Origin of the sequence: Streptomyces sp. NPDC048248 (assembly GCF_043201875.1) — a bacterium.
GTDB lineage: Bacteria > Actinomycetota > Actinomycetes > Streptomycetales > Streptomycetaceae > Streptomyces.
Map to the genome: position 1 here is coordinate 459,262 of NZ_JBICZL010000001.1, position 23,998 is coordinate 483,259.

A 23,998-nucleotide genomic window follows, 5' to 3' on the forward strand; every position below is an offset into this window, starting at 1 on the left:
ACTCCTTGCCCACACTACCCCAACCGTGGTACCACAGGTGTGGTGGTCGATCGAATCCGAAGCGACGTAGGGGGCGGCATGACGGGAACGGCAGTTGTCGTGGGGGCGGGGGTGGGCGGACTGGCGACCGCACTCGGGCTGCGCCGGGCCGGCTGGACGGTCACGATTCTGGAGCGCCGAAAGGAGCTGGAGCGCTACGGCACCGCCTTCGGCATCCATCCCACCGCTCAGGCCGCACTCGACCGCCTCGGGGTGGGTGAGCCTTTCCGTGCCCGGGCGGTGCCCTACCGAAGCGCCCGGATCCGTACCCCGCAAGGGAAGGTGATGGCGCGTCTGCCGCTGGAGCGGATCGAGCGGAAAGCGGGCCGCCCCGAACTCCTCATTTCCCGGCCCTATTTGATCGACGCGCTCCTCGCCGAGTTGCGCGCCTTCGGGGACGTCCCGCTCAAGCTCGGCGAGAACGTCCGCGAAGTCGACGCGCTGCTGGTCGACAATGACCTGGTGGTAGGCGCTGACGGAATCCACAGTGCCGTGCGTGCCGCATGTCCCGGGGACCGGCGCAGCGGCCCGCGGCGCGTCGGGTCCGTTGCCTGGATCGGCGTGGCCGACTTCGAAAGCGGCGTACACGGCGAAACCTGGGGCACCGGCCGGTTCTTCGGCATGACACCCATCGAGCCCGGCCGCACCAACTGGTACGCCACCGTCCCCGAGGCCACCACCGCCCAGGAACTGCGCCGACTGTTCGAGGGCTGGCACGACCCCATCCCCCGGATACTCGCCGAGACCGACCCGGCCACCTGGATCCGCTACGAGATGCGGCACCTCTTCCCCGCCCTTCCAGCCTTCGTCGACCGCGGAAAGGTCGCCCTGGTCGGAGACGCCGCGCACGCCATGACACCCAACCTGGGCCAGGGTGCGTGCACCGCGATCCTCGACGCGGAGGCCCTCACCCGCGCCGTCGCCGGGCACGGCAGGGCCGGTCTGCCGTCCGCCCTGCGCACCTACGACGCGGAGCGCCGGCGCAGCGCTCAGCGGATCGCCTTCGCTTCACGTACCCTGCACCGCTTCATGACCACCGAGCGCACCCGCCTGCGTGATGCGCTGGTCCGTACGCTGCCGAGCTGACGGGCGATGGGACCTACGGACCGCACAGAGAACTCGGCCCGATTGCCGGCTCCGGTATCAGCGGGACGCCTTGCCCTGTCCCGGTCAGCCGCAGTACGGTCTTGCCCCCCGACGGGCGGACGGAGCGCCCGGGCCGCGAGGTCCTACTGGACATCAGATCGACGATGGCCATGGGACAGACCCCGCAATCCCTACCGAACCTGCCCACCTGTTCTCAGGGGCAGCCAGTCTCCGCAGACGCGCTCGGCCCCACGCGGCGAGGGCGTGCGGTGAGCCCTGGGCGGCTCCACTTGTCACCGCACCCGACCTGGCACTACTGTCACCACGCCTTGGTGAACGGGAAATCCGGTGTAATGCCGGTGCGGCCCTCGCCACTGTGAATCGGGAAGTCCGACTCCGGCCCTCACGGGCAGCCACTGGATCCTTGCGATCCGGGAAGGCGGAGTCCGGGCGGTGGTACCCGTCAGCCAGGAGACCGGCCAAGGCACTTCAACCATCCACGAGGTGCTGGAGAGGGTCTGCTGAGCCATGCACATAGCCGAGGGATTTCTGCCTCCGGCGCACGCGGTCGCCTGGGGCGTCGCGTCGGCGCCGTTCGTCGTCCACGGAGTCCGGTCACTCACCCGTGAGGTCAAGGCCCATCCCGAGAGCACGCTGCTCCTCGGCGCGTCCGGTGCCTTCACGTTCGTTCTGTCCGCCCTGAAACTGCCCTCGGTGACGGGGAGCTGCTCCCACCCCACCGGGACGGGGCTGGGCGCCATCCTGTTCCGCCCGCCGATCATGGCGGTGCTGGGCACCATCACCCTGCTGTTCCAGGCCCTTCTGCTCGCGCACGGCGGCCTGACCACGCTCGGCGCCAACGTCTTCTCGATGGCGATCGTCGGCCCCTGGGCCGGGTACGCCGTCTACAAGCTGCTGCGCCGTTTCGACGTACCGCTGATGGTGGCGGTGTTCTTCGGAGCCTTCGTCGCCGACCTTTCCACCTACTGCGTCACCAGCGTGCAGCTGGCGCTCGCCTTCCCGGATCCGGGCAGCGGATTCCTGGGCGCGCTCGGCAAGTTCGGCACCATCTTCGCGGTCACCCAGATCCCGCTCGCGGTGAGCGAGGGGCTCCTCACGGTGCTCGTCATGCGGCTCCTCGTGCAGTCCAGCAAGGGCGAGCTGACCCGGCTCGGCGTGTTCCTCACCGGCAAGCGGGCGAAGGCCGAGAAGACCGAGACCGAGGCGGTGGCCCGATGAGCAGGAACGCGAAGATCAACACCCTGCTGCTGGCGCTCGTGGCAGCGCTGGCGGTCCTGCCGCTGGTCCTCGGTCTCGGTGACCACAAGAAGGAGCCCTTCACGGGCGCCGACGCGCAGGCCGAGACGGCGATCACCGAGATCGACCCCGACTACAAGCCTTGGTTCTCCCCGCTGTACGAGCCGCCGTCCGGCGAGATCGAGTCGGCGCTTTTCGCCCTCCAGGCGGCGATCGGCGCGGGCGTCCTCGCCTTCTATTTCGGTCTGCGACGCGGCCGCCGCCAGGGCGAGCAGCGGGCGCATGCGCAGCAGGACGCCGACGGCGCCGAGAGCGGCGCCGGGGTATCCGCGGCCCAAGGGGACTGACCACCCCGTGCTGCCGATCGACGCGGCGGCGCACAGCAGTCGCTGGCGCCGCCGCCACCCCGTGGACAAGGCCGTGCTCGGTCTCGGGCTCACCGTGCTGGCGATCTCGCTGCCTCCCTGGCCCGGCGCGGCCCTTGTTCTCCTCACCGCCCTCACCGTGCTGCTGGGCCCGGCGGGCGTACCCGGGCGTCGTCTGTGGCGCGCGTACCGGGTGCCCCTGGGTTTCTGCGTCACCGGTGCCGCCACCCTGCTCGTCCAGGTCGGCGGGCCCGAGGGATTCGTGACCCTGGCCGACGGCGGGCCGCTCCGAGCCGGCCAACTGCTGCTGCGGACCTCGGCCGCGTCGCTCGGCGTCCTGCTGTTCGCCTTCACCACCCCGATGTCCGATCTGCTGCCCCGCCTCGTCAAAGCCGGGATCCCCGCTCCGGTCGTGGACGTGGCCCTGGTGACGTACCGAATGAGCTTCCTGCTGCTCGATTCGGTGCGCCGGATCCGGGACGCCCAGGCAGCCCGGCTCGGGCACACCACCCGGGCCGCCACCTGGCGTTCGCTCGCCGGACTCGGCGCCACCGCGTTCGTACGCGCCTTCGACCGGGCGGCGCGGCTGCAGACCGGACTCGCCGGGCGCGGCTACGACGGCACCCTGCGCGTCCTGGTGCCCGAGGCCCGCGTCTCCGCCCGGTTCATGGCCGGCAGCATCGCGCTGCTCGTGGCGCTCGCCGCCCTCACCTTCGTCCTGGAAAGGCCGCTGTCATGAGCGAACCCGCGCTGGTAGCCCTGCGGGGCGCGTCCTTCGCGTACGAGGACGGCCCGACAGTGCTCCAGGGGCTCGACTTCGATGTGTGCGAAGGTCGTGCACTGGCCCTCCTCGGCCGCAACGGCAGCGGCAAGACCACCCTGATGCGGCTTCTCAGCGGCGGGCTGCGGCCGCGCGACGGCCGGTTGACGGTCGAGGGCCTCCCGGTCGCCTACGACCGCAAGGGGCTGACCCGGTTGCGTACGACCGTCCAGCTGGTGGTGCAGGACCCGGACGACCAGCTGTTCGCCGCGTCGGTGGCCCAGGACGTGTCGTTCGGGCCGTTGAACCTCGGCCTGCCCGATGGTGAGGTGCGGTCCCGCGTGGACGAGGCGCTCGCCGCCCTGGACATCACCGCTCTGGCCGACCGGCCCACCCATCTCCTCTCCTACGGCCAGCGCAAGCGGACCGCGATCGCGGGCGCGGTCGCCATGCGGCCCCGGGTGCTGATCCTCGACGAGCCGACGGCCGGACTGGACCCGGACGGCCAGGAGCGGCTGCTCGCCGCCCTTGATGCCCTCCGCGACAGCGGCACCACCGTGGTGATGGCCACCCACGACGTGGACCTTGCCTTGCGCTGGGCCGACGACGCCGCGCTCCTCACCCCGGCGGGCGTGCGTGCCGGCCCGGCGCCCGCGATGCTGGCCCGCACGGATCTGCTGCGGGAGGCCGGGCTTCGGCTGCCGTGGGGTATCGCAACTGCTCAACTGCTGCGCGTACATGGGCTGTTGGACGATATGACTCCCGGTCCCCGTACCGCAGAAGAGCTCGCCGCGGCCTTCGCCTCTGCTGCCGCCGCCGAACAGACACGGGGCGATGGCTGAGGCGCCTCGGGCGCAGCCGGTGCTCATCGACGGACAGGAGCTGGTCGCCGTCTCCGGCGAGGACTTCGCGCGGTTGCCGGCAACCTGCTGACGATGCCGGACGATATCGACGGTGGCGTCGCCGAGGTGAGAGCAGCCCACCCCTGCGTATGCGGTTCCTGCGCGGGGTGCGCGGCACTCGCCGGGCTGTCCGAATGGGTGCAGGAGGCCCGGCGTGCCGCTGCGGCTCGGGGCCGAGCAGGCCGGACAGGACGAACGGGCTGAGCAGGCCGAACAGCGTGATCATCGCCGACTGCCCCCGACGGCCGATGCCGACCGCCTTCGCCGCGCGGTGGCGCCGCGGCTCACGAGCATTCCCGCCCCGTCGCACCCACCGGGTCCACGCCTTCCGCCGGGGGGACGTCCGTGCCGCACACATGCAGCCACGCGGCACGTACCCATACGGCCGCTCCACGACTGCAGCCGCAATCCGGCCCGAGGATGCTTGAGCATGTTGCACGGCGACAGAGCGGGAGCGGGTACGTGAGGGCACCGAGCACCGGGCGCACCAACAACAGACGCTGGTTTCTCCGCCACCTCCAGCTGCTGCCCATCGTCGTGCTCGCCGTAGGTGCCCTCGTCGACTACTACACCTCTCCGCATTTCAGCGGAGAGGCCTTCTACACCGCCGCGCCGATGGCAGCCGCCGCGCTGCTGTCACTGCGGGCGACGATCGTGGCGGGCATCTCTGCCTGTGTCATCGACTTCGCGCTGCTCACCCACTTCGGTTACATGGGGGATTCCGGTGGGCGCAGCGAGCTGGCGGCGGTCGCGACCGTCTCGGCCTTCGCCGTCGTCGTCAATCGCCTCATGTACTACAGCAAGGTGCGTCTGGAGGCGGCCCGCAGAATCTCGCTCGCCGTGCAGCGCGCCATTCTGCCGGAGCTGCCGGCCAAGATCGGCCCCCTGCGACTCGCCGTGCGCTACCGGGCCGCGGTGAAGGACGCGCAGATCGGGGGTGACCTCTACAGCGCGCAGGACACCCCGTACGGCGTTCGCTGCCTGGTCGGCGATGTCCGGGGCAAGGGCATGGAAGCGGTCAAGGTGGTGGACGTCGCCATGGGGGTGTTCCGGGAGGCCGCCGAGGAGGAATCGACGCTCGTCGGGATCGCGGCCAGGCTGGAGCGTGCACTGCGCAGGGACAGAGAGCGGCGGACGGGCCCCGAGCGGACCGAGGGGTTCGTCACGGGCGTGCTCGTGGAGATCCCGCATCGCGGCGACGAACTGCGGCTGGTCAACCGCGGCCATCCGGCGCCGCTGCTGCTCCATGCCGGCCGGGTGCACAGCGCGGAACCGTCCGAGCCGGCGCTTCCTCTGGGCATGGCGGACCTGGGTTCTGCCCAGGAGCGGACCGACACGCTGCCGTTCCCCCCGGGTGCCACTCTCCTCCTGTACACCGATGGCCTGACCGAGGCACGGAACCGCACCGGCGCTTTCTACGACCCCCGTGCCGGAATGGCCGAGCGGGACTTTGCCGGACCGGACGCACTGCTCGACACACTGCTGGCCGAGGTGAGACGCCACGCCGGCGGTCGCATCACCGACGACATGGCGCTTCTCGCGGTCACCCGGGACAGCGCCTGAGTTCAGAAGGGCGCGGAGTGCCGCGTACCGCTTCGCGGGAGGTCTGCGATAGTCGAGGGATGGTGTGGTTGCCGGACCCTGAGGCCTTGCGCGGGAAGGTTGCTGTCGTAGCGGGAGCGACACGGGGCGCGGGGCGCGGCTTCGCCGCCGCCCTGGGCGAAGCGGGTGCGACCGTGTACTGCACGGGACGCAGCAGCGTGAAGGGCCCGGGAGGGTCCGACTACGACCGCCCGGAGACGATCGAGGAGACGGCGGAGCTGGTCACCCGGCTCGGCGGCACCGGCATCGCGGTCCAGGTCGATCATCTCGACTCCGATCAGGTGCACCACCTCGCCGAGCGTATTCGCGGCGAGCACGGCTGTATCGACGTCCTCATCAATGACATCTGGGGCGCGGAGCGTCTCAAAGGCGGGCCGGCGGACTGGAACACCCCCATCTGGCAGCACCGTCTCGATGACGGCCTGCGCATTCTGCGGCTGGGACTCGACACCCATCTGATCACCTCCCACCACCTCCTCCCCCTGCTGATCGAGGAGCCGGGCGGCCTGCTCGTCGAAGTGACGGACGGTACAAGGGAATTCAATGCGTCGTCATACCGGATCTCGGTGTTCTACGACCTGGTGAAGACCGCGGTGAACCGGCTGGCGTTCTCGCAAGGGCACGAGTTGCGGCCGTTCGGAGCCACCGCGGTCGCCCTCACGCCCGGTTGGCTCCGTTCGGAGATGATGCTGGACAACTTCGGCGTCCGCGAGGAGAACTGGCGCGAGGCGTTGAATCCGCACAGGGATGACGGCTCGCCGACCGCACCGGCAGGGTTCGCCCAGTCGGAGTCACCACGCTATGTCGGCCGGGCGGCGGCAGCCTTGGCCGCTGACCCCGAACGGCACCGGTGGAACCAGCAGTCGGTCAGCTCCGCTCAGCTGGCCGGGGAATACGGCTTCACCGACATCGACGGCAGCCGGCCGGACAGTTGGCAGGCCGTGTAGGGGCCCCCGCCAATTCCGATTTCGCCTCGGCCGGCGTGTGTGAGGGTGTTGGCATGAACAACGAAATACGACACACCCTCCACGGTTTCGCGGAGACCTTGGTCCGGCTGGGGATCGCGACGGAGGAACAGGCCGCAGCCGGCCTGACGGAGGCGGCCGACATCGGCATGGACCTCGACGAGGAGTTCGAGGACACCGAGGAGCTGACCTTCCTCATCGGCGAATGCGGCCTCGGCTTCCAGACGCCCGAAAAGGTGAGCGGCGATCTCAAGGAGGGATACGCGGACCTGCTGCACGACGCGGCGGCCTGCTCGGGCGGCTCGGTGGTGGTCGATGACGTCGAGCTGGTGACGGTCGAAGGAGAAGGCGATTACCTGCACTTCCGGCGCAATGGCAGGTCGATCTGGCACCACGCGGATCATCTCTCGGACAGCACCCGCTACATGGACTGGAACGTCGCCTTCGACTCCATCGCCGACCTCGTGCCCAGCGACGGCGATCCACGGTCCTTCCACCAGCTGGACGAGGACTCCTATGACGCCTGGTGGCTCCTGCTGACGCCCGACCAGGCCGAGGGGCTCGAGGAGTTCGGTCTGCCGATGCCCCTCGCCGTCGGCGGCCGGGTGCGCGACGGAGTCCCCACGGCGGAACCGGAGACGCTCGCCTGGTACATGGAGGACGACCGCCTCCGTGCGAGCGAGGAATCCCGCCGGTGTCTCGATGAATGGCTCGCCCCCATGGACACCGCACTGGGCCGATGGCGGACGGGTCTGCTGCCCGCCGACTTCCCCTTCGACTACTCGCCGGATTCGCTGTCGGCGCTGGAACGGCTCGTGCTCGACCGCTTCGACGGCCCCGCCGCGCTGGAGACGGCAGCCGCGGACGAGTTCTTGAAGGGCGCTGTCAGGTACGTCGGAGAGACCGCGTTGATGCTCTGGCCGTGCCGCTGGACGTACCGGCACTCCGACGACTCGATGCCGTTCACCAACGAGCCTCTGATCGCTGCGAACGCCCCGGCCGGCTTCTCAGGGGGTTTCTCCCCCGACTACGCACTACGGACCCTCGTGCAAGAGCGCACGTCCTTCGGCCTGCTGGACCGCATGGCAATGGTTGAGGAATCGATCGAGGAATACCGCCGGGTTCTCCGCGCCCGCAGCCGCTGAGGCTTGTCCCGTAGGCGGCCTTGGGGGCCGAGCGGGGCCGGCCGGCGACGTCGAGGCACGGAGCGGCGAGGTGATCTGGCACATCATCGAATCCCTGCCCGGAACCATCACACAATGGACCGCGTCCCGATCTTCAAAGCGAGGCCAGTGGGCACGGGCGAAGGGGCGGGGCGCAGTGGAGCGGCGGACTCGAAGGCGTGTCCAGGTTGCACAGTGGGCGGCCGTGTCCGCTTTTGCGGCCGCCACTCTCACTGGCTGCTTCGCTCCGGGTGGCGACGAGGAAAGGGAGCCCGGCCCCGCGGCGAAAGACGTCACAGTTGTGCGCGGCGACGCCACCTACCCTCTCACCGCCGAGATCACGACGTGGGAGGTGAGGCCTCATCCGCAGGTCCCTGATCGAGGAGACGCGGTGCACTTCTCCTACCGCACGACAAAGAAGGCTCCGTACCTGCCGGAAACGCGAGTGGAACTCGCAGTGTGCGCGGTGGACTCGGCGGATATCGTGTTGCTGTGCGGCACCATCGCCGTGTACGAGGAGGTAGGCGTCCCTCGGACGGAGGACGGCGACACATGGCTCGGACCCAGCTCCGACCGGGACATCTTGTCCAAGACAGCCCGGGTCCTTCTCCTCCCCGACCAGCTGCTGGGTGACGGGCACGCGAACGACCCCAAGGACCACGACGGCTACAAACCGCCCGCTGTCCCGACGCCGGGTGACCGACTGCGCACCCGATGAACGACCCCTGGCTCCCTTCGGGACAGCACAGGAAGACGAAGCCGGCATCGGCGAAGTGCTGCCGGGAAGCAAGGCCGACGCCGGGCACACGGAATCCGGGTGCGGCCCGCCGTTCTCGCGTGATACTCCCCTGTCATGGGCGACTTGGTGACAGCGCGGCTTCTGATACATCCCCTGAACGCCGCGGAAGCGGAGCGGGTGCTCACCGGCATCCCTGATGACGCCGCACGATGGGCGCCCGGCTATCCCGCGGAGGGCGACGCGTCCGCCGCCAGGCGCTTCCTGCGTACCTGCGCCAGCACCGGCGATCCCCAGCCGTTCGGCACGTACGTGATCCGTCGCCGCGAGGACGGGCGTGCCATCGGCGGCGTGGACTTCCACGGGAGGCCGGACGAGAACGGCAGCGTCACGATCGGCTACGGCCTCATCTCGTCCGCGCACGGCAAGGGTTACGCCTCCGAGGCCCTTCGGGCACTGCTGACCTTCGCGCGCGCCCAGGGCGTCAGCAGCGTGCACGGTGACACCGGTCGCGAGAATTTCGCCTCTCAACACGTCATGACGGCAGTGGGCATGCGACTGGTCGCGGAAGACGACCGGCTGAGGTACTACAGAAAAACCTGGGACGACGCGACGGAGACTGCCGGCTCACACTCGTAGCAACGCGCTCGAAGTTGTGGACTGGACTGGCCGCAGGTTCCACGGCAGTCCCTCGTGCTCGACGACGTCGTGGACGGTCACAGTGTTCGGATGGTCGCGCAGCGCGGCGGCGTGCTGCGCCTCCTTGCGGGCGTACGCGAGGACGGACCGGTGCGGCTCGGTGGTGTCCTGGGGGTTCATCCGGATGGACTTGACGGCCACGTCGACGTTCAGGCTCAGGTCCCTGGCCCGCCAGACCTCGCCCATGCCCCCGGTGCCCAAGCGCTCGACCAGTTCGTACCGGTCGGCGATGACCGTGCCAGCTGCAACCCGCGTCGCCAAGTCCTCAGCCCCGCCCCTGAGATCCCACACTCCGCCCTGTCGACGGCACATTGTAAGCGCGTGGCTACAGGCTCGGAAGCCGTAATGGCGTGACCGGTGAATCCACCCGGCCGATGCCGGAATCGCGCCGTTGCCGGGCCAACTCCGTTCTTCCGATGCTCACTTGCCGGCCCTCCCCGGCCTCTGTCCTGCCGGCACAACTCCGCGACCAACCCTGGCGGCCGGACGTGCCCCACCGCACCGACGCATCACGATTCGTGATCGTGTCAGATCGGATTGCGTCTTGGACGGCCCCCGGCCCGGTGTTGGACTGGAGCCACGGCGGTTCCCCGGCCCATGGGCCCGGGACCGTACGTCACCGTTCGACCTCGATCCCTCGGAGAACAGCATGCCTCTCATCCACGTGCAGCAGACCCCCGGCAAGACCGCCGAGCAGAAGGCCGAGCTGGTCCGTGAGCTGACCGACGCGTACGTGAAGGCCACCGGCAGCAAGCCGGAGAGCGTGTGGGTGACCGTGCAGGAGATCGCCACCGACAGCTGGTCGATCGGTGGGGACACGCTCGCGGCCCGCGCCGCCAAGCGCTGACCCCGCGGCCCTCCGGTGTGACCCGGCCACCCTCCGCCGTTTCCGGGCCGGTTTCCCCCGTACCCGGCCCGGAAACGGCACCCCGCGCCCGGCCGGGGGCTGCCCATCGTCGGCCTGTGCGACATCGGTGAGACCGCCGGGCTCTGCACATCCGTTACACCGGGGCCACTTCGGTCTGCGGGCGCCGACGTCCGCCCGGGTACCTGTCCCCACCGGGTGAATCGCTTTCCGACCCCGTTCTTGACCAAGGAAGTTGCCAGTTGTCATGAAGTCCGCAACAACACGCACGCCCTACGCGCTGTTGCTCGCCGTTCTGTGCTCGCTGAACGCCGGTGGCCTGTTCGCCTCGGACATCAATCTGCCGGGCGTGCCGGCCACCGCGCACGCCTTTGACACCCCGGTCGCGTCCGTGCAGTGGACGTTCAGCGCGTTCATGATCGGCATCGCGGTCTCGCAGGCGGTCTACGGGCCGATCTCGGACGCCTACGGCCGCAAGGGCGTCATCGTCTCCGGCCTCGGCCTGTTCGTCGTGGCCTCTCTGGTGTGCGCGATGGCGCCCACGGTCGAGGTGTTCGGCGCCGGCCGGCTCCTCCAGGCACTGGGCGCCGGTTCGGGCATGGTGCTCGGCCGGGCCGTGATCAGCGACCTGTACGACGAGAAGGACGCGGCCCGGATGTTCGCCACGGTCATGCCGATCGTGGGCGTCTCCCCGTCCATCGCCCCGCTGGTCGGCGGCTACCTGACCACCTACGTCTCCTGGCGTGCGCCGTTCGTGGTGACGGCGCTGATCGGCCTCGCGACGCTGGTCGTGATGGTCACCTCGATCCCCGAGAGTCTGCCGCCGGAGCGGCGCAGCAAGCATCTGGGCGCGACGCTCAAGGGGTACCCGAAGCTGCTGACCCGCCCGCTGTTCTGGGCCTACACGGTCAACCTCGGTGTGGCGTACGGCGGTTACTTCGGCTACTTGGCCGCCTCCCCGCTGGTCTTCGAGAAGATGGGGCTGGCCACCGAGACCACCAGCTACTGCTACATCACCGTCTCGATCGCGTATGTGGCGGGCAACCTCACCTCCCGCGCCCTGGTGCGCAAGCGGCCCGTCAATCAGCTTCTGTGGATGGGACACGGCTTCTTCCTCGCCGGTGCGCTGATGATGCTCGGTCTGGGCCTGAGCGGTGCCGGCGCGCCCTGGGGCCTGCTGGTGCTGGTCTTCATGCCGGCGATGACCTTCGGCAACGGCTTCCTTCTGCCGCTGTCGATGAGTGCCGGGGTGACGACCTTCCGTACGACGGCAGGCTCGGCGTCGGGTCTGATGGGCGCCCTTCAGTTGCTGGCGGCCTCGCTGGGAATCTTCCTCTCCAGCCGGCTGCCGTCGGGCGACCTGTTCGCCCTGGGCTGGTTCGTGCTTGCCGCCGCGGTGTTGGGAATTTGCGCCTTCGCTTTGTTTCTTTCGCTTGCGGCACGGCAGACGTCCCGTGCAGAAATCCGTGCCGAAGAATTCCGGGGCGACAAGGACAGGACCGGCGATTTGCTGGGGGCTACCGCCGAGTAATAGCGCGTACCACGGTGCCGGAAACCGCATAACCGTGAGAGCGGTCCCGCCCGGTGGCGGGTGCCGCTCCGCGGTGTGCGAAGATTCCCTCGCGGCGATCCCGCAGCGAGGGAATGTTTCACTTTCAATCATAGGGATCGCCCTGAGTGGTAGGGGGATCCTGTGGAACTGCGTCAGATTCAGTACTTCGTCGCCGTGGCCGATGAGCTGCATTTCGGCAGGGCCGCCGAACGGCTGCACATAGGCCAGCCCGCGGTCAGCCAGCAGGTGCGCCGACTGGAGCGGGAACTGCGCACCCAGCTCTTCGACCGCTCCGGCCGCACCGTCGCACTCACTCCGGTCGGCCGGGCCCTGCTGCCCGAGGGCCGCGCACTGCTGAAGGCGCTGGACTCCTTCGCCACCAAAGCCCAACGGGTCGTCGCGCAGAGCGCGGCCACCTTCCGCGTCGGCATCAGCTCCGCCCTGGGGCAGCGCCTGGACGACTTCCTGGACGCGCTGCCGGACCGCGGCGCCGGCACCCGCTTCGAGTTCCAGACCCTCGACGCCCACACCCGCCTGGAGGAGGTACGCGCCGGGCGGCTGGACGCGGCCTTCGTCCGGGGTATCGAAAGCGCCCCCGGCCTGCGCCTCCTCACCCTCTGGTACGACCCGTTGGTGGTCGCGCTGCCCGCCTCGCACCCGCTGGCCGATCGTGGCCACCTGGACCTGGCCGACCTTGCCGAACTGCCCTTGCGCATGGCCTCCCGCGGCGAGAATCCGGTGCTCTTCGACACCGTCGTCACCGCCTGTCGCGCCGCGGGTTTCGAGCCGGTCCTCGGCCCGCCCTCCACCGGACTCCAGAACACCCTCGCCGAGATCGGCGCGGGTTCGACCGGCTGGACCCTGGTGTACCCGACGGTGGCCGAAACGGTGTCCTCCCGCCGTATCACGCTGCTCCCCCTCAACGGTGAGCCCATCACCATTCGCATGTTTCTCGCCCTGCGAGAAAACGCCGACCCGGCCCGCCTGGACTTGCTTACGGCGACAAGTACGCAGGTTCGCCGAAAGGTTGCGGGAGAGCACCGGAAGCCCCGGCATGGATGATTCTTTACTCTGTCATTGCGCTTTGCTGGAATCCATGCGGTACGTTTTGCGTCAACGAACTTCCGGTTTCTGCCTCGCCGACGTGTTTTTCCGGCTGAAAATTCTGGACGGCCGCACCGTGAAGTTCGCCAACGGGGTGCTGCGGGATTCGTTTTGGGGAGAATCCCGCCGAAAGTCTGCGTGTCAATTCTCATGCAATCCGTCGTGTCACGACGGATCCAGTACGTCGACTGCCACCCCGCCAACTGCATGCGCCATACATGGAGGGGTAATGATCGTTAATCTTGATGTGACGCTGCGCGACGGGGGATACCGGAACAACTTCGACTTCCCGCTCGACTACGCCCTGCACCACGCCCGTGAGAGCGTCGCGGCCGGCATGGAGTGGATCGAGATCGGTTACCGCAACGGCTCGTTCAAGCCCAAGCCCGGAATCGGCCGCACCGGTGTGGGGGCGGACGACTACATACGCGCGCTCGCCGAGGTCGTCTCCCCCGACCGCCTCTGCATGATCCTGCACCCGAAGAACATCACCGAGGACGACCTTCCGCGCATGTACGAGGCCGGCGTTCGCCTCGTACGGTTCTGCCTACCCTCCGGCACGCCGGAGCCCGGGCTCGCCATGCTCTCCCGGGCCGCCGGCCTGGGCTTCACCACCACTGTCAACATCACCCGTGTCAGCCAGCTGGACCGGCGCCGGCTGGTCGACCTCGCAGCCATGTCGGGCGACGCCGGCGCCGATGTGGTCTATCTGGCCGATTCCAACGGCAGCATGCTGCCTGGCGAGGTGTCCCAACTGGTCACCCTGGTCCGCTCGGTGACCGACGCGGCCATCGGTCTGCACGCGCACAACAACCTGGGTCTGGCGCTGGCCAACGCGATCGCGGCCGTCGACGCGGGCGCCACCTGGATCGACTCCTCCGTCCTTGGCATGGGCAAGGGACCGGGCAACCTGGTGACCGAGCAGTGGCTCGCCTACCTCGGCCGGGGCGCCGACACCGACGCCTACGACCTCGGCCGGATCCTCAGCCTCGCCCACCGCATGGAGTCCGAGATCGCGGAGGCCACGCCCTCGCTGCCGCTGCCCGACCTCGTCCTGGGGCACTTCGACCTGTCCGTCGAGGAGCGCGCCAAGCTCCCCGTGGACCGGATCGGCGACGCCTTCTCGGCGGCCCGCGAACTGACCGCGGCAGGCGCCCGGTGACCTTGCGTCCCCCGCACCCGGAGTCGGCGCGGGCTGCCGCGCCGGCACCGAACCGCACCACTCTGGGCGACGTCGGTGCCCCGCGCCACGCGGTCGTCCTCGCGCCCGTGATGCCCCGCTGGGACCACGGCGCGTTCTTCCGGCAGGTCGCCGAGCCGCTGCTCGCCGCGGGGCATCGGATCACGATCCACGACACCCTGTCCTTACTGCGTGAGGGTGACGATCTGAAGGCGCTCGTGGGCCGTTGGGAGCGGTACCTCGCACCGGACCACGATGGTCCACGCGGAAGCGGCACAGAAGTCGACAGTTGCCGCCAGCCCTCGGCCGCGGCCCCCGATGTCTTGGTCGGCAATGCTCTGGGAGGCGCGGTCGTCCAGGCTCTGCTGGCCCACGAGTGGACCCACCGCACCAGGGTGCTGCTGCTCTCCGGCCCCACCGTCGCCGACGGTGAGCTGAACGCGAAGCTGGAGCGGATTGCCGCCGCCGTCAGCGCCCAGGGCCTTCCGTCTGCCGTGCGCCTCCTCGACGAGGTCGTCCGCGGCCCCGGCCGGCAACCCGGACCCGTTGCTCCGCCCTCTGTGGCCGACCGCAGCCAACTTTCGGACTCGGACGAGAAGTTGGCCGAATGGCGGCTGTCCGCCGGACTGCGGCTGCTGCACGACGCCGACGTCCGGGAACCCGTACGGGACTTCCCCGGAGCCCTGCTGCACGTGTACGGCGAACAGTCGCTGCTCGTGCAGCGCAAGCACCTGGCCACCGGCACCCGCCCACGGCACCACCTGGTCGGCGTCCCGCAAGCCGGGATGCGCCCGCACGCCGACCGGCCCGCCCTCACCCGAGACACCATCACCCGCTTCCTGGGAGCTGAAGAGTCATGAACCGCAAGACCGTCGCGGTCCTGCCCGGCGACGGCATCGGACCGGAGGTCCTGGACGCCGCGCTGCCGGCGATCGAGGCCCTCGGCGTGCCCCTCGACCTGGAATTCGGCGACATCGGCTGGGAATGCTGGCGCACCGAGGGCACCCCCGTGCCCGACCGCACCTGGGACCTGATCGGCCGCAGCGACGCAGTGCTGCTCGGCGCAACGACCAGTAAGCCGCGCCGCGAGGCACTCGCGGAGCTGGCTCCCCAACTGCGCGACTCCGCCCCGCAGTACATCTCTCCCATCATCCAACTCCGGCAGCGCCTCGACCTGTTCGCCAATCTGCGACCGGTCGAGAACTACCTCGGCGGCGGGACCCCGTACCGCTTCTGTGTGGTCCGTGAGAACACCGAGGGCCTGTACGCGGGCCTGGACTGGAACCACATACCGGACGAGATGTGGCCGCTGGTCGCCGAACACCCCAACGTCCGCCGCAGCGGCCGCCCCGGCGCCACCGCCAGCATCCGGCTGCAGACCTCGCACGGTCTGGACCGCATCCTGCGCTTCGCCTTCGAGACCGCCCGCGGCCAGGGATACGAGCGGGTCACCCTCGCCGACAAGCCCAACGTCCTGCGGCACAGCAGCGCGTACGTCCTGGAACGCTTGGAGGCCATCGGCGCCGACTACCCGGAGATCCCCTTCGAGGTGCTCAATGTGGACGCGGTCGCCCTGTGGATGGCCCGCCGCCCGGAGCGCTTCGGCGTGATCGTCGCCGAGAACATGTTCGGCGACATCCTCTCCGACCTGGGCGGCGGCGTGATGGGCGGGCTGGGCCTGGCGCCCAGCGCCAACATCGGTGAGACCGGCAACTACTTCGAGCCGGTGCACGGCAGCGCCCCTGCGATGGCCGGGCGCGGGCGCGCCAACCCGGCCGCTGCGTTCCTCACCATCGGCCTGATGCTGGAGCACCTCGGCTTCAAGGACGAGGCGGGCAGCATCCAGGACGCCGTACGCCATGTCACCCGCCGACGCGACCGCGTCACCTACGACCTCGGCGGAAGCGCCACCACCTCCGAAGCGGCCCAGGCGGTCATCGATGCCTGCGGCCAGGTCCCGCACACCCCGACCGCCGCCGTCATCACCATCGGCGACGAGCTGCTCCGCGGCGATCTGGAGGACTCCAACGCCGGTAACGCCTCCCGCATGCTCGGCGAGCGCGGCATCCCGGTCCGCGTACGCCACACCATCGGCGACGACGAGGCCACCATCGCCGACGCCATCCGCCCCTCCCTCGGCCGCGATGACGTGATCGTGGTGCTGGGCGGACTCGGCCCCACCTCCGACGATGTGACCCGCAGTGCCGTCGCCCGCGCGCTGGGACGCCCGCTGGAACACCGCGAGGAGGCGTGGCAAGGGGTCGTGGAACGCCTGACCCGCTTCGGCGTCGCCATCCACGACGACAACCGCCGTCAGGCGCTGTTCGCCGAGGGCGCCGACCTGCTGCCGAACGCCAACGGCACCGCGTGGGGCTGCCACACCGAGGCCCAGGGCAGCTCCGTGATCATGCTCCCCGGTCCGCCGCGCGAATGCCTTCCGATGCTGGAGGCCGTGCTGCGCGACGGACTGCCGCACGTCCCCGAGCCGCCCGAGGTGACCACCGTCTTCCGCCGGACGCTCGGCATCATCGAAGCGGATGCCGCGGCCCTGGTCGATGACCTGGTGCGGGACAGCGGTGTCGCGATCAAGCCCGCCTACCGCTGGCACTACCCGTATGTCGACGTCCGGCTCGGCTGCCCGCCCGAGGCGGCCGACGACCTGGCCAAGCGCCTGGACGCGGCGCTCGCCGACCACATCGTCACCGACCGCGACCGCACCGCGGTCCAGGAGCTGGCGCTGCTGCTCGACGAGCGCGATCTCGTCCTGGACCTCGACGACCAGCTCACCGAGGGTGTCTTCGCGACCGAACTGGCCCGCGAACGCAAGCGCAGTGACGGCTCGCGGTCCTTGAGCGCCGTCCTGTCGGCCGACTGGGAGGGCGGTGACCGTAACGCCTACACCGGAACCGTCGCCCTCACCTGCCTCGTCCGCGACGAGACCGGCGAGCACATCCACCGCCTGACCGTCCCCAACCGCGGTGCCGAAGTCACCACCTACTTTGCCGAGTTCGCCGCCTGGTCCCTCACCCGGCACCTGACCGGCCGCCACCACCCGCACACGGAGGAATCCGCATGACCATCGCCGCTCCTGCGGAGGCCGAAGCGCTGCGCGAGCGCCTGTCCCGCCTGGACACCGCCGCTCTCTCGGATGCCATGGACAGCCTGCGCACGCCGCCGTGCGTGCTGCCCGGCATCGCGACGCGCACCCCTGGCAGCATCGCGTGCGGACCGGCCTTCACCGTCCGCTACCGCGCCATCGACGACGACACCACCTTCCACAACGCCGCCAACTACATCGACGACGTGCCCGCGGGATCGGTCGTCATCGTGGACAACGGGGGCAGCCGTACCTGCACGAACTGGGGCTCGCTGCTCAGTTCCGTCGCGCTGCACCGCGGCGTCGCCGGCACGGTCGTCCACGGCTCGGTGCGCGATGTGAAGGAGAGCCGCACCGCCGGGTACCCGCTGTTCAGCACCGATGTGACGATGGTCAGCGGCAAGAACCGGGTGGTGCTCGACCGCACCGGCGTCGAGGTCGACATCGCGGGTACGCCGGTCCGCCCGGGCGACTGGATCGTCGCCGACGACAACGGCGCGCTGCGCATCCCCGCCGACCTCGTCGAGGAGGTCGTCCGCCGCGCCGAGGCCGTGGAGCGCACCGAATCCCGCATCCGCGAAGCCGCGCTCGGCGGCGACAGACTGGACGAGGCACGCGCCCGCTTCGGCTACGCCCGCCCGTGGGAGGACGGAGGCGAACATGGCGACCGCTGAACCGACCGCAGAGGCCGCCGCCGCTGCGGACCCGGCCGCTGAGCGGCCCCTCCCGCTGCCACCGCGGGACGCCGACTTCATCGACGTCCACCACCACGTCGGTCCGGACGCGTATCTGCGCCGCCACACCGCCACCACCGCCGGTGCGCTCTACGCCGAGCACAGGGGCTGGGTCGTCCTCAAGAATCACCTCGGCTCGACCGCGGCCCAGGCGTGGGAGGCCCGCCAGCAGGGCCTGCCCGTCTCCGGCTCGATCGTCCTGAACGATCTGGCGGGAGGATTCGACCCGCGGGCCGTGGAGCAGGCCGTCATCCAGCACGGCGAGGACAGCGGGCTGCGCCTGATCGTCCACCTGCCCACGGTCACCGGCCGCACCCACCGCAGCCGGCTGACCCGCACCCCCTCCCATCCGCTCCTCGCCGACGGCCAGCGCCCGCTCACCGTCGCCGACGACAGCCGGAGGCTGCGCACAGAGGTCCGTGACATTTTGCGCGCCGCACGCGACCTGCCGGTCGTCATCTCCACCGGCCACGCCGACGCCCATGAGGTGCGGCTCCTGGTCGACGAGGCCGTCCGGCTGGACCTGCCCCGCTTGATGCTGAACCAGCCCGCCAACCCGATGACCGGGCTGACCTGCAAGGACCTCGTGGAGCTTGCCGCCGCGGAACAGGTGTGGACCGAGCAGACCGCACTCACCCGTCTGCTCGGCTACCAGGACGAGACCGACTTCGCCGACGTCCTGGCACTCCTCCCAAGGGTCGTCTACAGCTCCGACCTGGGCCAGCCGTCCCAGATGGACATCGAGCCCTGGCTGGACTGGAGCCAGGCCGCCTTCCACCGGGCCGGGTTGACTGCTGAGCGGATTGCGGAGATCACCCACGCCGCGCCGCTGGAGATGCTCAGCCTGTGACCGCACCGTCGGCCATGCCGGCGCTGCTCCTCTCCCCGCCCACCGTGCACTTCGCACGGAGGGCGGGGAGAGCGCGGTCTCGACCGCTGGGTGAACTCCCCCGTCATCTCAGCGACGCTGCCACTCCTCGGCAAGGAGTTGGTAGGAGCGCACCCGGTCGGCGTGGCCGTGGGTGATGGTGGTGATCAGCAACTCGTCCGCGCCGGTGGCCTCCTGGAGCTGTTCGAGCTGGTCGGCGACGCGTTGCGGTGTGCCCACGAACTGAGTGTCCACGCGGTCGGCGACCAGTGCCCGGTCCGCGTCCGTCCAGGAGTACGCGCGAGCCTGTTCGGGCGTGGGGAACTCGATGGCCCCCTCAGCGGTGCGGATGCTGCGGACCCACAGGCCGTAGCCGGTGGCGAGTTCGCGGGCGGTCGCCTCGTCCTCGGCCACGACGACATCGGCCGAGACGCTGACATGCGGCTTGTCGAGCACTTCGGACGGCTCGAACGAGGCACGGTAGCTCTCCGCCGCCTCCAGCACCGTCGCCGGGCTGACGTGGTAGTTCGCAGCGAAGCGCAGACCGTTGCGGCCGGCGACTTCGGCGCTCTGCCCCCCGCTGCTGCCCAGGATCCACACCTGGACGTCGGCGCCTTCGCCCGGCACGGCATGTGCCTCGATGCCTTCCGCGGACCGGTAGGTGCCGGCCAACAGCGCGAGGATGTCGTCGATCTGCTCGCCGTAATCCTGCGACTCGGCCTGCGGCTGCTGGAGCAGTGCGCGGTGCAGCGCGACCCGCGGCGAGCCGAGCAGGTGCGCGAAGGAGAAGCGGGGCGGGATCCGCAGACCGTTCGGTGCGCGCCCGTCGACGACCGGGGCCGCGGTCGGCAGCGGGGCGGTCGGCTGCGCGGGCGGGCGTCCGCCGGAGCGGCCCAGCCCCAGGTCGAGCCGCCCGGGGTGCAGGGCGTCGATCAGGCCGAACTCCTCGACCGTGGACAGCGCGGTGCGGTGCCCGAGCTGCACCGCCCCCGAGCCGAGGCGGATCGTCGAGGTGGCGGATGCGGTGAGAGCCAGGACCACGGCGGGAGAGGTACCGGCCACCCCCGGGTTGAGGTGGTGTTCGGCGAACCAGTACCGGGTGTAGCCGAAGCGCTCGGCCTGCCGGGCGAGGTCGATGGAGTGGTGCAGCGCCTCGGCCGCGGTGGAGCCGGACGAGATCGGGACCAGGTCGAGAATCCCCAGGGGTATGCCGGACATGGGACGCTCCTCAGCGGTCGGCGGTCGGCGGGACGGCCGCCCGCGGGGGCTCGGCCGGGACCGGGCTCCAGGGGAACGGCGGATCAGGGATCTCCCTGCGCAGGACGGGCGCGATATCGGACTGGAAGAGTTCGAGCGAGTCCCGGTGCCGGGTGTCGCTCAGACCGCTCGCGTCCGCGTGCAGATGCAGGACGGTGTGCCCGAACTGCTCGTGGTAGCGGTGCACTTTCTCGATGATCTGCTGCGGGCTGCCGACCAGCGCGGAGCTGCGCTCGACGAAGTCCTCCAGCGTCGGGAAGACCGGCTCGACCCCCAGCCGCTTCTGGAGTGCCAACTGTCCTTCGAAGACCGGCCGGTAGGCGGCGATCGCCTCCTGGGAGGTAGGGGCCGCGTAAAAGCCGGCCGTTCCCGCGCCGACGGCGATGTCGGCCGGGTCGTGGCCGTAGTGCTCCCAGCGCTGCCGGTAGTAGCGAATCAACTCGGCGTACGGCTCGATGGGGTGGGTGACGTTCGCGGAGAAGAGCGGATCGCCGTAGCGGGCGGCGAGGTCGACCGACTCCTTGCTCGTCGCACTGCCGTGCCAGACCCGGACCGGCTGCTGGAGCGGTCGCGGCCACACCTCCGCCTCCGCGAGCGGCGGGCGGAACCGCGTCGCCGCCGTCACCTTGTCCTGGCGCCAGATCTGCCGGAACACCTCGTAACTCTCGGCGTTGCGGTCCCACTGGTCCTCGGTCGTGACGTGGAACAGCTCACGCTGCGCGGTCCCGTTGCCCTTCCCCACGATCAACTCCAGTCGACCGTCGGAGAGATGGTCCAGCGTCGCGTAGTCCTCGTACGCGCGCACCGGGTCGAGGAGGCTGAGCGTGGTGACCGCGGTGAACAGCCGGATCCGCGAGGTGAGCGCGGCGAGGTGGCTCAGTACGACGGGCGGCGAGGAGGAGATGAACGGCCGCTCGTGCCGCTCCCCCACCCCGAAGCCGTCGAAGCCCAGTTCCTCGGCCAGCAGCGCGTTGTCGATCACCTCGCGGAAGCGGTCGTGGGTCGGCTTCTGCACCCCGGTCACCGGGTGGGGTGCGTGCACGATCAGGGTGATGGCCAGGAACTTCATGAGGCCACCCGGACGTCGGGCGCCTCGGCGTCCGGGTGCGCGAGCCCGAGGTGGTCGCGCAGGGTGGTGCCCTCGTACTCCGTGCGGAAGACGCCGCGCTCCTGGAGCAGCGGGACCACGGTGTCGGCGAAGCCGTCGAGACCGCCGGGGGTGAGGTGCGGAACGAGGATGAAGCCGTCGGAGGCGTCCGCCTGGACGAAGTCGTTGATCGTCTCGGCGACGGTGGCCGGGGAGCCGACGAAGGACTGGCGGTTGCCGGTCTCGATGACCAGGTCGCGGATCGACCAGTTGTTGGCGGCCGCCCGCTCACGCCACTCACGGGCGGTGGCCAGCGGGTCGCGGTACATGCGCACCTGGGCGCGGCCGCGGGCGATGGTGTGCTCGCCGAGGTCCGGGTCGATGTCGGGCAGCGGGCCGTCCGGGTCGTACGCGGAAAGGTCGCGGTTCCAGACGAACTCCAGGTGCTTGATCGCGGTGGCACCGCTGACCTGCAGGCGGCGTACCTCACGGGCGGCCTCCTGCGCCTCGGCGTCGGTGTCGCCGAGGACGAAGGTCGCGGCGGGCAGGATCAGCAGCTGGTCGTGTCCCCGTCCGTACTTGGCGAGGCGGCCCTTGACGTCGGTGTAGAACTCCTGGCCTTCCTTGAGGGTGCTGTACCGGCTGAAGATCGCGTCGGCGCCGGCGGCGGCGAACTCCCGCCCCTCGTCGGAGTCGCCGGCCTGGAAGATCACCGGACGGCCCTGCGGGCTGCGCGGCACGTTGAACCGGCCCTCGATCTCGAAGTGCTGCCCCTTGTGCACGAAGGCCCCGGCCTGCGCGTCCCGCAGGAAGGTGCCGGACTGCTGGTCGGCGACGATCTCCTCCCCGCTCCAGGAGTCGAGGAGCTCGTGGGTGGTGGCCAGGAACTCCTTGGCCCGCGAGTAGCGCTCCTCCTGCGGCAGGAAGCCGCCGCGCCGGAAGTTCTCGCCGGTGAAGGCGTCCCAGGAGGTGACGACGTTCCAGGCGGCGCGTCCGTCGGAGAGGTGGTCCAGGCTGGCGAACTGGCGGGCCACCTCGTAGGGCTCGTTGAAGGTGGAGTTGATGGTGCCGGTCAGTCCGATGCGGTCGGTGACGGCGGCGAGTGCGGTGAGGATCGTGAAGGTGTCCGGGCGGCCCACGACGTCCAAGTCGTAGATTTGACCGCCGTGTTCACGCAGTCGCAGCCCCTCGGCGAGGAACAGGAAGTCGAACTTGGCGCGCTCGGCGGTCCGCGCGAAGTGCGCGAAGGAGCTGAACTCGATGTGGCTGCCGGCCTCGGGGTCGCTCCACACGGTGGTGTTGTTGACACCGGGGAAGTGGGCGGCCAGATGGATCTGCTTCAGCGGCTTGCTCATGTCGTACGGTCCTCCGGCTCAGGCGGTGACGGTGTCGGCCGCCTCGGCGGCGTAGCGGTTGGCGGGGCGGGCGAGTCCGAGGAGGCCGCGCAGGGTGTCGGCCTCGTATGCATGCCGGAAGACGCCCCGGCGCTGGAGCTCGGGGACCAGGCCCTGGGTGATCTGCGGGAGGTCATGGCCGACGACGGCGGGACGCAACCGGAATCCGGTCAGGCCGGTTGTCTCCAACTCCTGTAGACAATCTGCGAGTTGGGCGGGTGTACCGGTGAAGATCGGGGCGTCGGCCGTGTACCGGTGGCCGGCGAGGTCGTCGAGGCGCTCGCGTCGGGCCACCGCCGCAGCTGCGTCGTCGTCCAGGAAGACCACCAGGTCGCCGAAGAGGTGCAGCGGTTCGTCCGCCCGGCCGGCCGCGGTCTGCTCGGCGCGGATCTCCGCGACGATGTCGCGGGCCTGGGCGGTGTCGTGCGGAGTGACGTATCCCAGGTCTGCCGAGCGGGCCACCAGCCGGTACGGGGCGGACCGGTGGGCGAGGGCGCTGACGATCGGCCGGCCCTGGGGCGGCCGCGGGGTGATGGACGGGCCCCGGACGCTGAAGTGCCTGCCCTCGAAGTCGATGTAGTGGAGCTTGTCGCGGTCGATGAAACGGCCGGTGGCGACGTCCCGGATCTCCGCATCGTCCTCCCAGCTGTCCCAGAGGCGGCGCACCACCTCGACGTAGTCGGCGGCCTCGTCGAGGAGGTCGGTCACCACCTCCCGCCCGGCCGGCGTGTCGATGTCCTCGACACGCAGCGGCGGAAACGCACGGCGCCCGAAGTGCGCGGCCTCATTCCGGCGGGCTGTCACCTGCACACGCAGCCCCGCGCGGCCGCCGCTCACATAGTCGAGTGTCGCGATCGCCTTGGAGATGTGGAACGGCTCCGTGTGAGTGGCCACCACGGTCGGCACGATTCCTATGTGCCGGGTCAGCGGGGCCGTGCGGGCGGCGATGAGGACCGCGTCCAGACGGCCGCGCACCTGGTCGGTGCGCCCGTCGGGGCCGGCGAACTCCGAGGACTGGAGCCCGAGACCGTCCTCGATGGTCACGAAGTCGAGCAGCCCACGCTCGGCTTCCGCGACGAGATCGGCCCAGTAGCCGGCGGTGAGCAGGTCCCGGGGCCGGGACACCGGCTCGCGCCAGGCCGCCGGGTGCCAGCCGGCGCCGTCGAGGGCGACGGCGAGGTGCAGTGGAGAGGGCGAAGCGGGCAGGGAAGAACGTGATGAGGTCACGAGAGAGGGTGCCTTCCTGATCGACCGTACGAGAGAGCAGGCCCTCACCCAGTGGGTCG

General features: G+C 70.1%; 23 protein-coding genes and 1 riboswitch. Of the genes, 18 read left to right on the forward strand and 5 right to left on the reverse strand.

Annotated elements, in window-relative coordinates; translation table 11 throughout:
* Positions 1–78: 78 nt before the first annotated feature.
* The 10 genes from ACGFZW_RS02195 to ACGFZW_RS02240 all read left to right on the forward strand — a co-directional run bounded on the left by ACGFZW_RS02195 (position 79) and on the right by ACGFZW_RS02240 (position 9,514).
* The gene (locus ACGFZW_RS02195) at positions 79–1,125 is read left to right on the forward strand and encodes an FAD-dependent oxidoreductase (protein WP_393891062.1); all 1,047 of its coding nucleotides are present in this window, start codon (positions 79–81) and stop codon (positions 1,123–1,125) included.
* 291 nt (positions 1,126–1,416) lie between these two features.
* A riboswitch (cobalamin riboswitch) is annotated at positions 1,417–1,624 on the forward strand.
* Positions 1,625–1,653: 29 nt separating this feature from the next.
* Positions 1,654–2,364: an energy-coupling factor ABC transporter permease gene (locus tag ACGFZW_RS02200; protein WP_393891063.1), complete on the forward strand. Its 711-nt coding sequence runs from the start codon at positions 1,654–1,656 to the stop codon at positions 2,362–2,364.
* Positions 2,361–2,729, forward strand: a complete 369-nt coding sequence (locus ACGFZW_RS02205) for an energy-coupling factor ABC transporter substrate-binding protein (protein ID WP_393891064.1) — start codon at positions 2,361–2,363, stop codon at positions 2,727–2,729. Before ACGFZW_RS02200 ends, ACGFZW_RS02205 begins: the two co-directional genes overlap by 4 nt.
* Before the next feature lie 7 nt (positions 2,730–2,736).
* Positions 2,737–3,486 carry a cobalt ECF transporter T component CbiQ gene (cbiQ, locus tag ACGFZW_RS02210; RefSeq protein WP_393891065.1) on the forward strand — a complete coding sequence of 250 codons (750 nt, stop codon included), beginning with the start codon at positions 2,737–2,739 and terminating at the stop codon, positions 3,484–3,486.
* Positions 3,483–4,349, forward strand: a complete 867-nt coding sequence (locus ACGFZW_RS02215) for an energy-coupling factor ABC transporter ATP-binding protein (RefSeq protein ID WP_393891066.1) — start codon at positions 3,483–3,485, stop codon at positions 4,347–4,349. Before cbiQ ends, ACGFZW_RS02215 begins: the two co-directional genes overlap by 4 nt.
* Before the next feature lie 522 nt (positions 4,350–4,871).
* On the forward strand, positions 4,872–5,972 hold the full coding sequence (locus ACGFZW_RS02220; protein ID WP_393891067.1) for a PP2C family protein-serine/threonine phosphatase: 1,101 nt from the start codon (positions 4,872–4,874) through the stop codon (positions 5,970–5,972).
* A 59-nt stretch (positions 5,973–6,031) separates the two neighbouring features.
* On the forward strand, positions 6,032–6,958 hold the full coding sequence (locus ACGFZW_RS02225) for an SDR family oxidoreductase (RefSeq protein WP_393891068.1): 927 nt from the start codon (positions 6,032–6,034) through the stop codon (positions 6,956–6,958).
* Between the two features lie 53 nt (positions 6,959–7,011).
* Positions 7,012–8,121 (forward strand): hypothetical protein, encoded by a 1,110-nt coding sequence (locus ACGFZW_RS02230; protein WP_393891069.1) that lies wholly within the window; start codon positions 7,012–7,014, stop codon positions 8,119–8,121.
* A gap of 223 nt (positions 8,122–8,344) precedes the next feature.
* Positions 8,345–8,857 carry a hypothetical protein gene (locus ACGFZW_RS02235; RefSeq protein WP_393891070.1) on the forward strand — a complete coding sequence of 171 codons (513 nt, stop codon included), beginning with the start codon at positions 8,345–8,347 and terminating at the stop codon, positions 8,855–8,857.
* A gap of 135 nt (positions 8,858–8,992) precedes the next feature.
* The gene (locus tag ACGFZW_RS02240) at positions 8,993–9,514 is read left to right on the forward strand and encodes a GNAT family N-acetyltransferase (RefSeq protein ID WP_393891071.1); all 522 of its coding nucleotides are present in this window, start codon (positions 8,993–8,995) and stop codon (positions 9,512–9,514) included.
* On the opposite strand, the gene ACGFZW_RS02245 is transcribed toward ACGFZW_RS02240, so the two are convergent.
* Entirely contained in the window at positions 9,503–9,835 is a 333-nt protein-coding gene (locus ACGFZW_RS02245; protein WP_393891072.1) for a hypothetical protein, read from the reverse strand. The genes ACGFZW_RS02240 and ACGFZW_RS02245 overlap by 12 nt on opposite strands.
* A 388-nt stretch (positions 9,836–10,223) precedes the next feature.
* Here ACGFZW_RS02245 and ACGFZW_RS02250 point away from each other — a divergent pair, with 388 nt between their 5' ends.
* The 8 genes from ACGFZW_RS02250 to ACGFZW_RS02285 all read left to right on the forward strand — a co-directional run bounded on the left by ACGFZW_RS02250 (position 10,224) and on the right by ACGFZW_RS02285 (position 18,956).
* Positions 10,224–10,421: a 4-oxalocrotonate tautomerase family protein gene (locus ACGFZW_RS02250; RefSeq protein WP_030413313.1), complete on the forward strand. Its 198-nt coding sequence runs from the start codon at positions 10,224–10,226 to the stop codon at positions 10,419–10,421.
* A 265-nt stretch (positions 10,422–10,686) separates the two neighbouring features.
* Positions 10,687–11,970 carry a multidrug effflux MFS transporter gene (locus ACGFZW_RS02255; RefSeq protein WP_393891073.1) on the forward strand — a complete coding sequence of 428 codons (1,284 nt, stop codon included), beginning with the start codon at positions 10,687–10,689 and terminating at the stop codon, positions 11,968–11,970.
* A gap of 162 nt (positions 11,971–12,132) precedes the next feature.
* Positions 12,133–13,053 carry a LysR family transcriptional regulator gene (locus tag ACGFZW_RS02260; RefSeq protein WP_393891074.1) on the forward strand — a complete coding sequence of 307 codons (921 nt, stop codon included), beginning with the start codon at positions 12,133–12,135 and terminating at the stop codon, positions 13,051–13,053.
* 271 nt (positions 13,054–13,324) lie between these two features.
* Positions 13,325–14,257 carry a hypothetical protein gene (locus ACGFZW_RS02265; RefSeq protein WP_393891075.1) on the forward strand — a complete coding sequence of 311 codons (933 nt, stop codon included), beginning with the start codon at positions 13,325–13,327 and terminating at the stop codon, positions 14,255–14,257.
* Positions 14,254–15,135, forward strand: coding sequence for a hypothetical protein (locus ACGFZW_RS02270; protein WP_393891076.1), 882 nt, complete (start codon positions 14,254–14,256; stop codon positions 15,133–15,135). The genes ACGFZW_RS02265 and ACGFZW_RS02270 overlap by 4 nt, the downstream gene beginning before the upstream one ends.
* Entirely contained in the window at positions 15,132–17,351 is a 2,220-nt protein-coding gene (locus tag ACGFZW_RS02275; protein ID WP_393891077.1) for an isocitrate/isopropylmalate family dehydrogenase, read from the forward strand. Before ACGFZW_RS02270 ends, ACGFZW_RS02275 begins: the two co-directional genes overlap by 4 nt.
* Positions 17,348–18,046 carry an RraA family protein gene (locus tag ACGFZW_RS02280; RefSeq protein ID WP_393891078.1) on the forward strand — a complete coding sequence of 233 codons (699 nt, stop codon included), beginning with the start codon at positions 17,348–17,350 and terminating at the stop codon, positions 18,044–18,046. Before ACGFZW_RS02275 ends, ACGFZW_RS02280 begins: the two co-directional genes overlap by 4 nt.
* Positions 18,033–18,956 (forward strand): DUF6282 family protein, encoded by a 924-nt coding sequence (locus ACGFZW_RS02285; RefSeq protein WP_393891079.1) that lies wholly within the window; start codon positions 18,033–18,035, stop codon positions 18,954–18,956. The genes ACGFZW_RS02280 and ACGFZW_RS02285 overlap by 14 nt, the downstream gene beginning before the upstream one ends.
* A 108-nt stretch (positions 18,957–19,064) precedes the next feature.
* On the opposite strand, the gene ACGFZW_RS02290 is transcribed toward ACGFZW_RS02285, so the two are convergent.
* From ACGFZW_RS02290 to ACGFZW_RS02305, 4 genes are read right to left on the reverse strand one after another with little or no spacing between them, the layout of a single operon-like run.
* A complete protein-coding gene (locus ACGFZW_RS02290; RefSeq protein ID WP_393891080.1) occupies positions 19,065–20,192 on the reverse strand; it encodes an MsnO8 family LLM class oxidoreductase in 1,128 nt (375 codons plus the stop codon).
* 10 nt (positions 20,193–20,202) lie between these two features.
* On the reverse strand, positions 20,203–21,300 hold the full coding sequence (locus tag ACGFZW_RS02295; protein ID WP_393891081.1) for an LLM class flavin-dependent oxidoreductase: 1,098 nt from the start codon (positions 21,298–21,300) through the stop codon (positions 20,203–20,205).
* A complete protein-coding gene (locus tag ACGFZW_RS02300; RefSeq protein WP_393891082.1) occupies positions 21,297–22,673 on the reverse strand; it encodes an NtaA/DmoA family FMN-dependent monooxygenase in 1,377 nt (458 codons plus the stop codon). Before ACGFZW_RS02300 ends, ACGFZW_RS02295 begins: the two co-directional genes overlap by 4 nt.
* A gap of 18 nt (positions 22,674–22,691) precedes the next feature.
* A complete protein-coding gene (locus ACGFZW_RS02305; protein ID WP_393891083.1) occupies positions 22,692–23,939 on the reverse strand; it encodes an LLM class flavin-dependent oxidoreductase in 1,248 nt (415 codons plus the stop codon).
* Between the last annotated feature and the right edge of the window lie 59 nt (positions 23,940–23,998).

Coding starts and splice junctions, on each gene's coding strand:
- ACGFZW_RS02300 (WP_393891082.1), bottom strand. CDS start 22,673: ATGAGCAAGCCGCTGAAGCAGATCCATCTGGCCGCCCACTTCCCCGGT.
- ACGFZW_RS02275 (WP_393891077.1), top strand. CDS start 15,132: ATGAACCGCAAGACCGTCGCGGTCCTGCCCGGCGACGGCATCGGACCG.
- ACGFZW_RS02240 (WP_393891071.1), top strand. CDS start 8,993: ATGGGCGACTTGGTGACAGCGCGGCTTCTGATACATCCCCTGAACGCC.
- ACGFZW_RS02290 (WP_393891080.1), bottom strand. CDS start 20,192: ATGTCCGGCATACCCCTGGGGATTCTCGACCTGGTCCCGATCTCGTCC.
- ACGFZW_RS02280 (WP_393891078.1), top strand. CDS start 17,348: ATGACCATCGCCGCTCCTGCGGAGGCCGAAGCGCTGCGCGAGCGCCTG.
- ACGFZW_RS02295 (WP_393891081.1), bottom strand. CDS start 21,300: ATGAAGTTCCTGGCCATCACCCTGATCGTGCACGCACCCCACCCGGTG.
- ACGFZW_RS02250 (WP_030413313.1), top strand. CDS start 10,224: ATGCCTCTCATCCACGTGCAGCAGACCCCCGGCAAGACCGCCGAGCAG.
- ACGFZW_RS02265 (WP_393891075.1), top strand. CDS start 13,325: ATGATCGTTAATCTTGATGTGACGCTGCGCGACGGGGGATACCGGAAC.
- ACGFZW_RS02255 (WP_393891073.1), top strand. CDS start 10,687: ATGAAGTCCGCAACAACACGCACGCCCTACGCGCTGTTGCTCGCCGTT.
- ACGFZW_RS02200 (WP_393891063.1), top strand. CDS start 1,654: ATGCACATAGCCGAGGGATTTCTGCCTCCGGCGCACGCGGTCGCCTGG.
- ACGFZW_RS02195 (WP_393891062.1), top strand. CDS start 79: ATGACGGGAACGGCAGTTGTCGTGGGGGCGGGGGTGGGCGGACTGGCG.
- ACGFZW_RS02230 (WP_393891069.1), top strand. CDS start 7,012: ATGAACAACGAAATACGACACACCCTCCACGGTTTCGCGGAGACCTTG.
- ACGFZW_RS02225 (WP_393891068.1), top strand. CDS start 6,032: ATGGTGTGGTTGCCGGACCCTGAGGCCTTGCGCGGGAAGGTTGCTGTC.
- ACGFZW_RS02285 (WP_393891079.1), top strand. CDS start 18,033: ATGGCGACCGCTGAACCGACCGCAGAGGCCGCCGCCGCTGCGGACCCG.
- ACGFZW_RS02215 (WP_393891066.1), top strand. CDS start 3,483: ATGAGCGAACCCGCGCTGGTAGCCCTGCGGGGCGCGTCCTTCGCGTAC.
- ACGFZW_RS02205 (WP_393891064.1), top strand. CDS start 2,361: ATGAGCAGGAACGCGAAGATCAACACCCTGCTGCTGGCGCTCGTGGCA.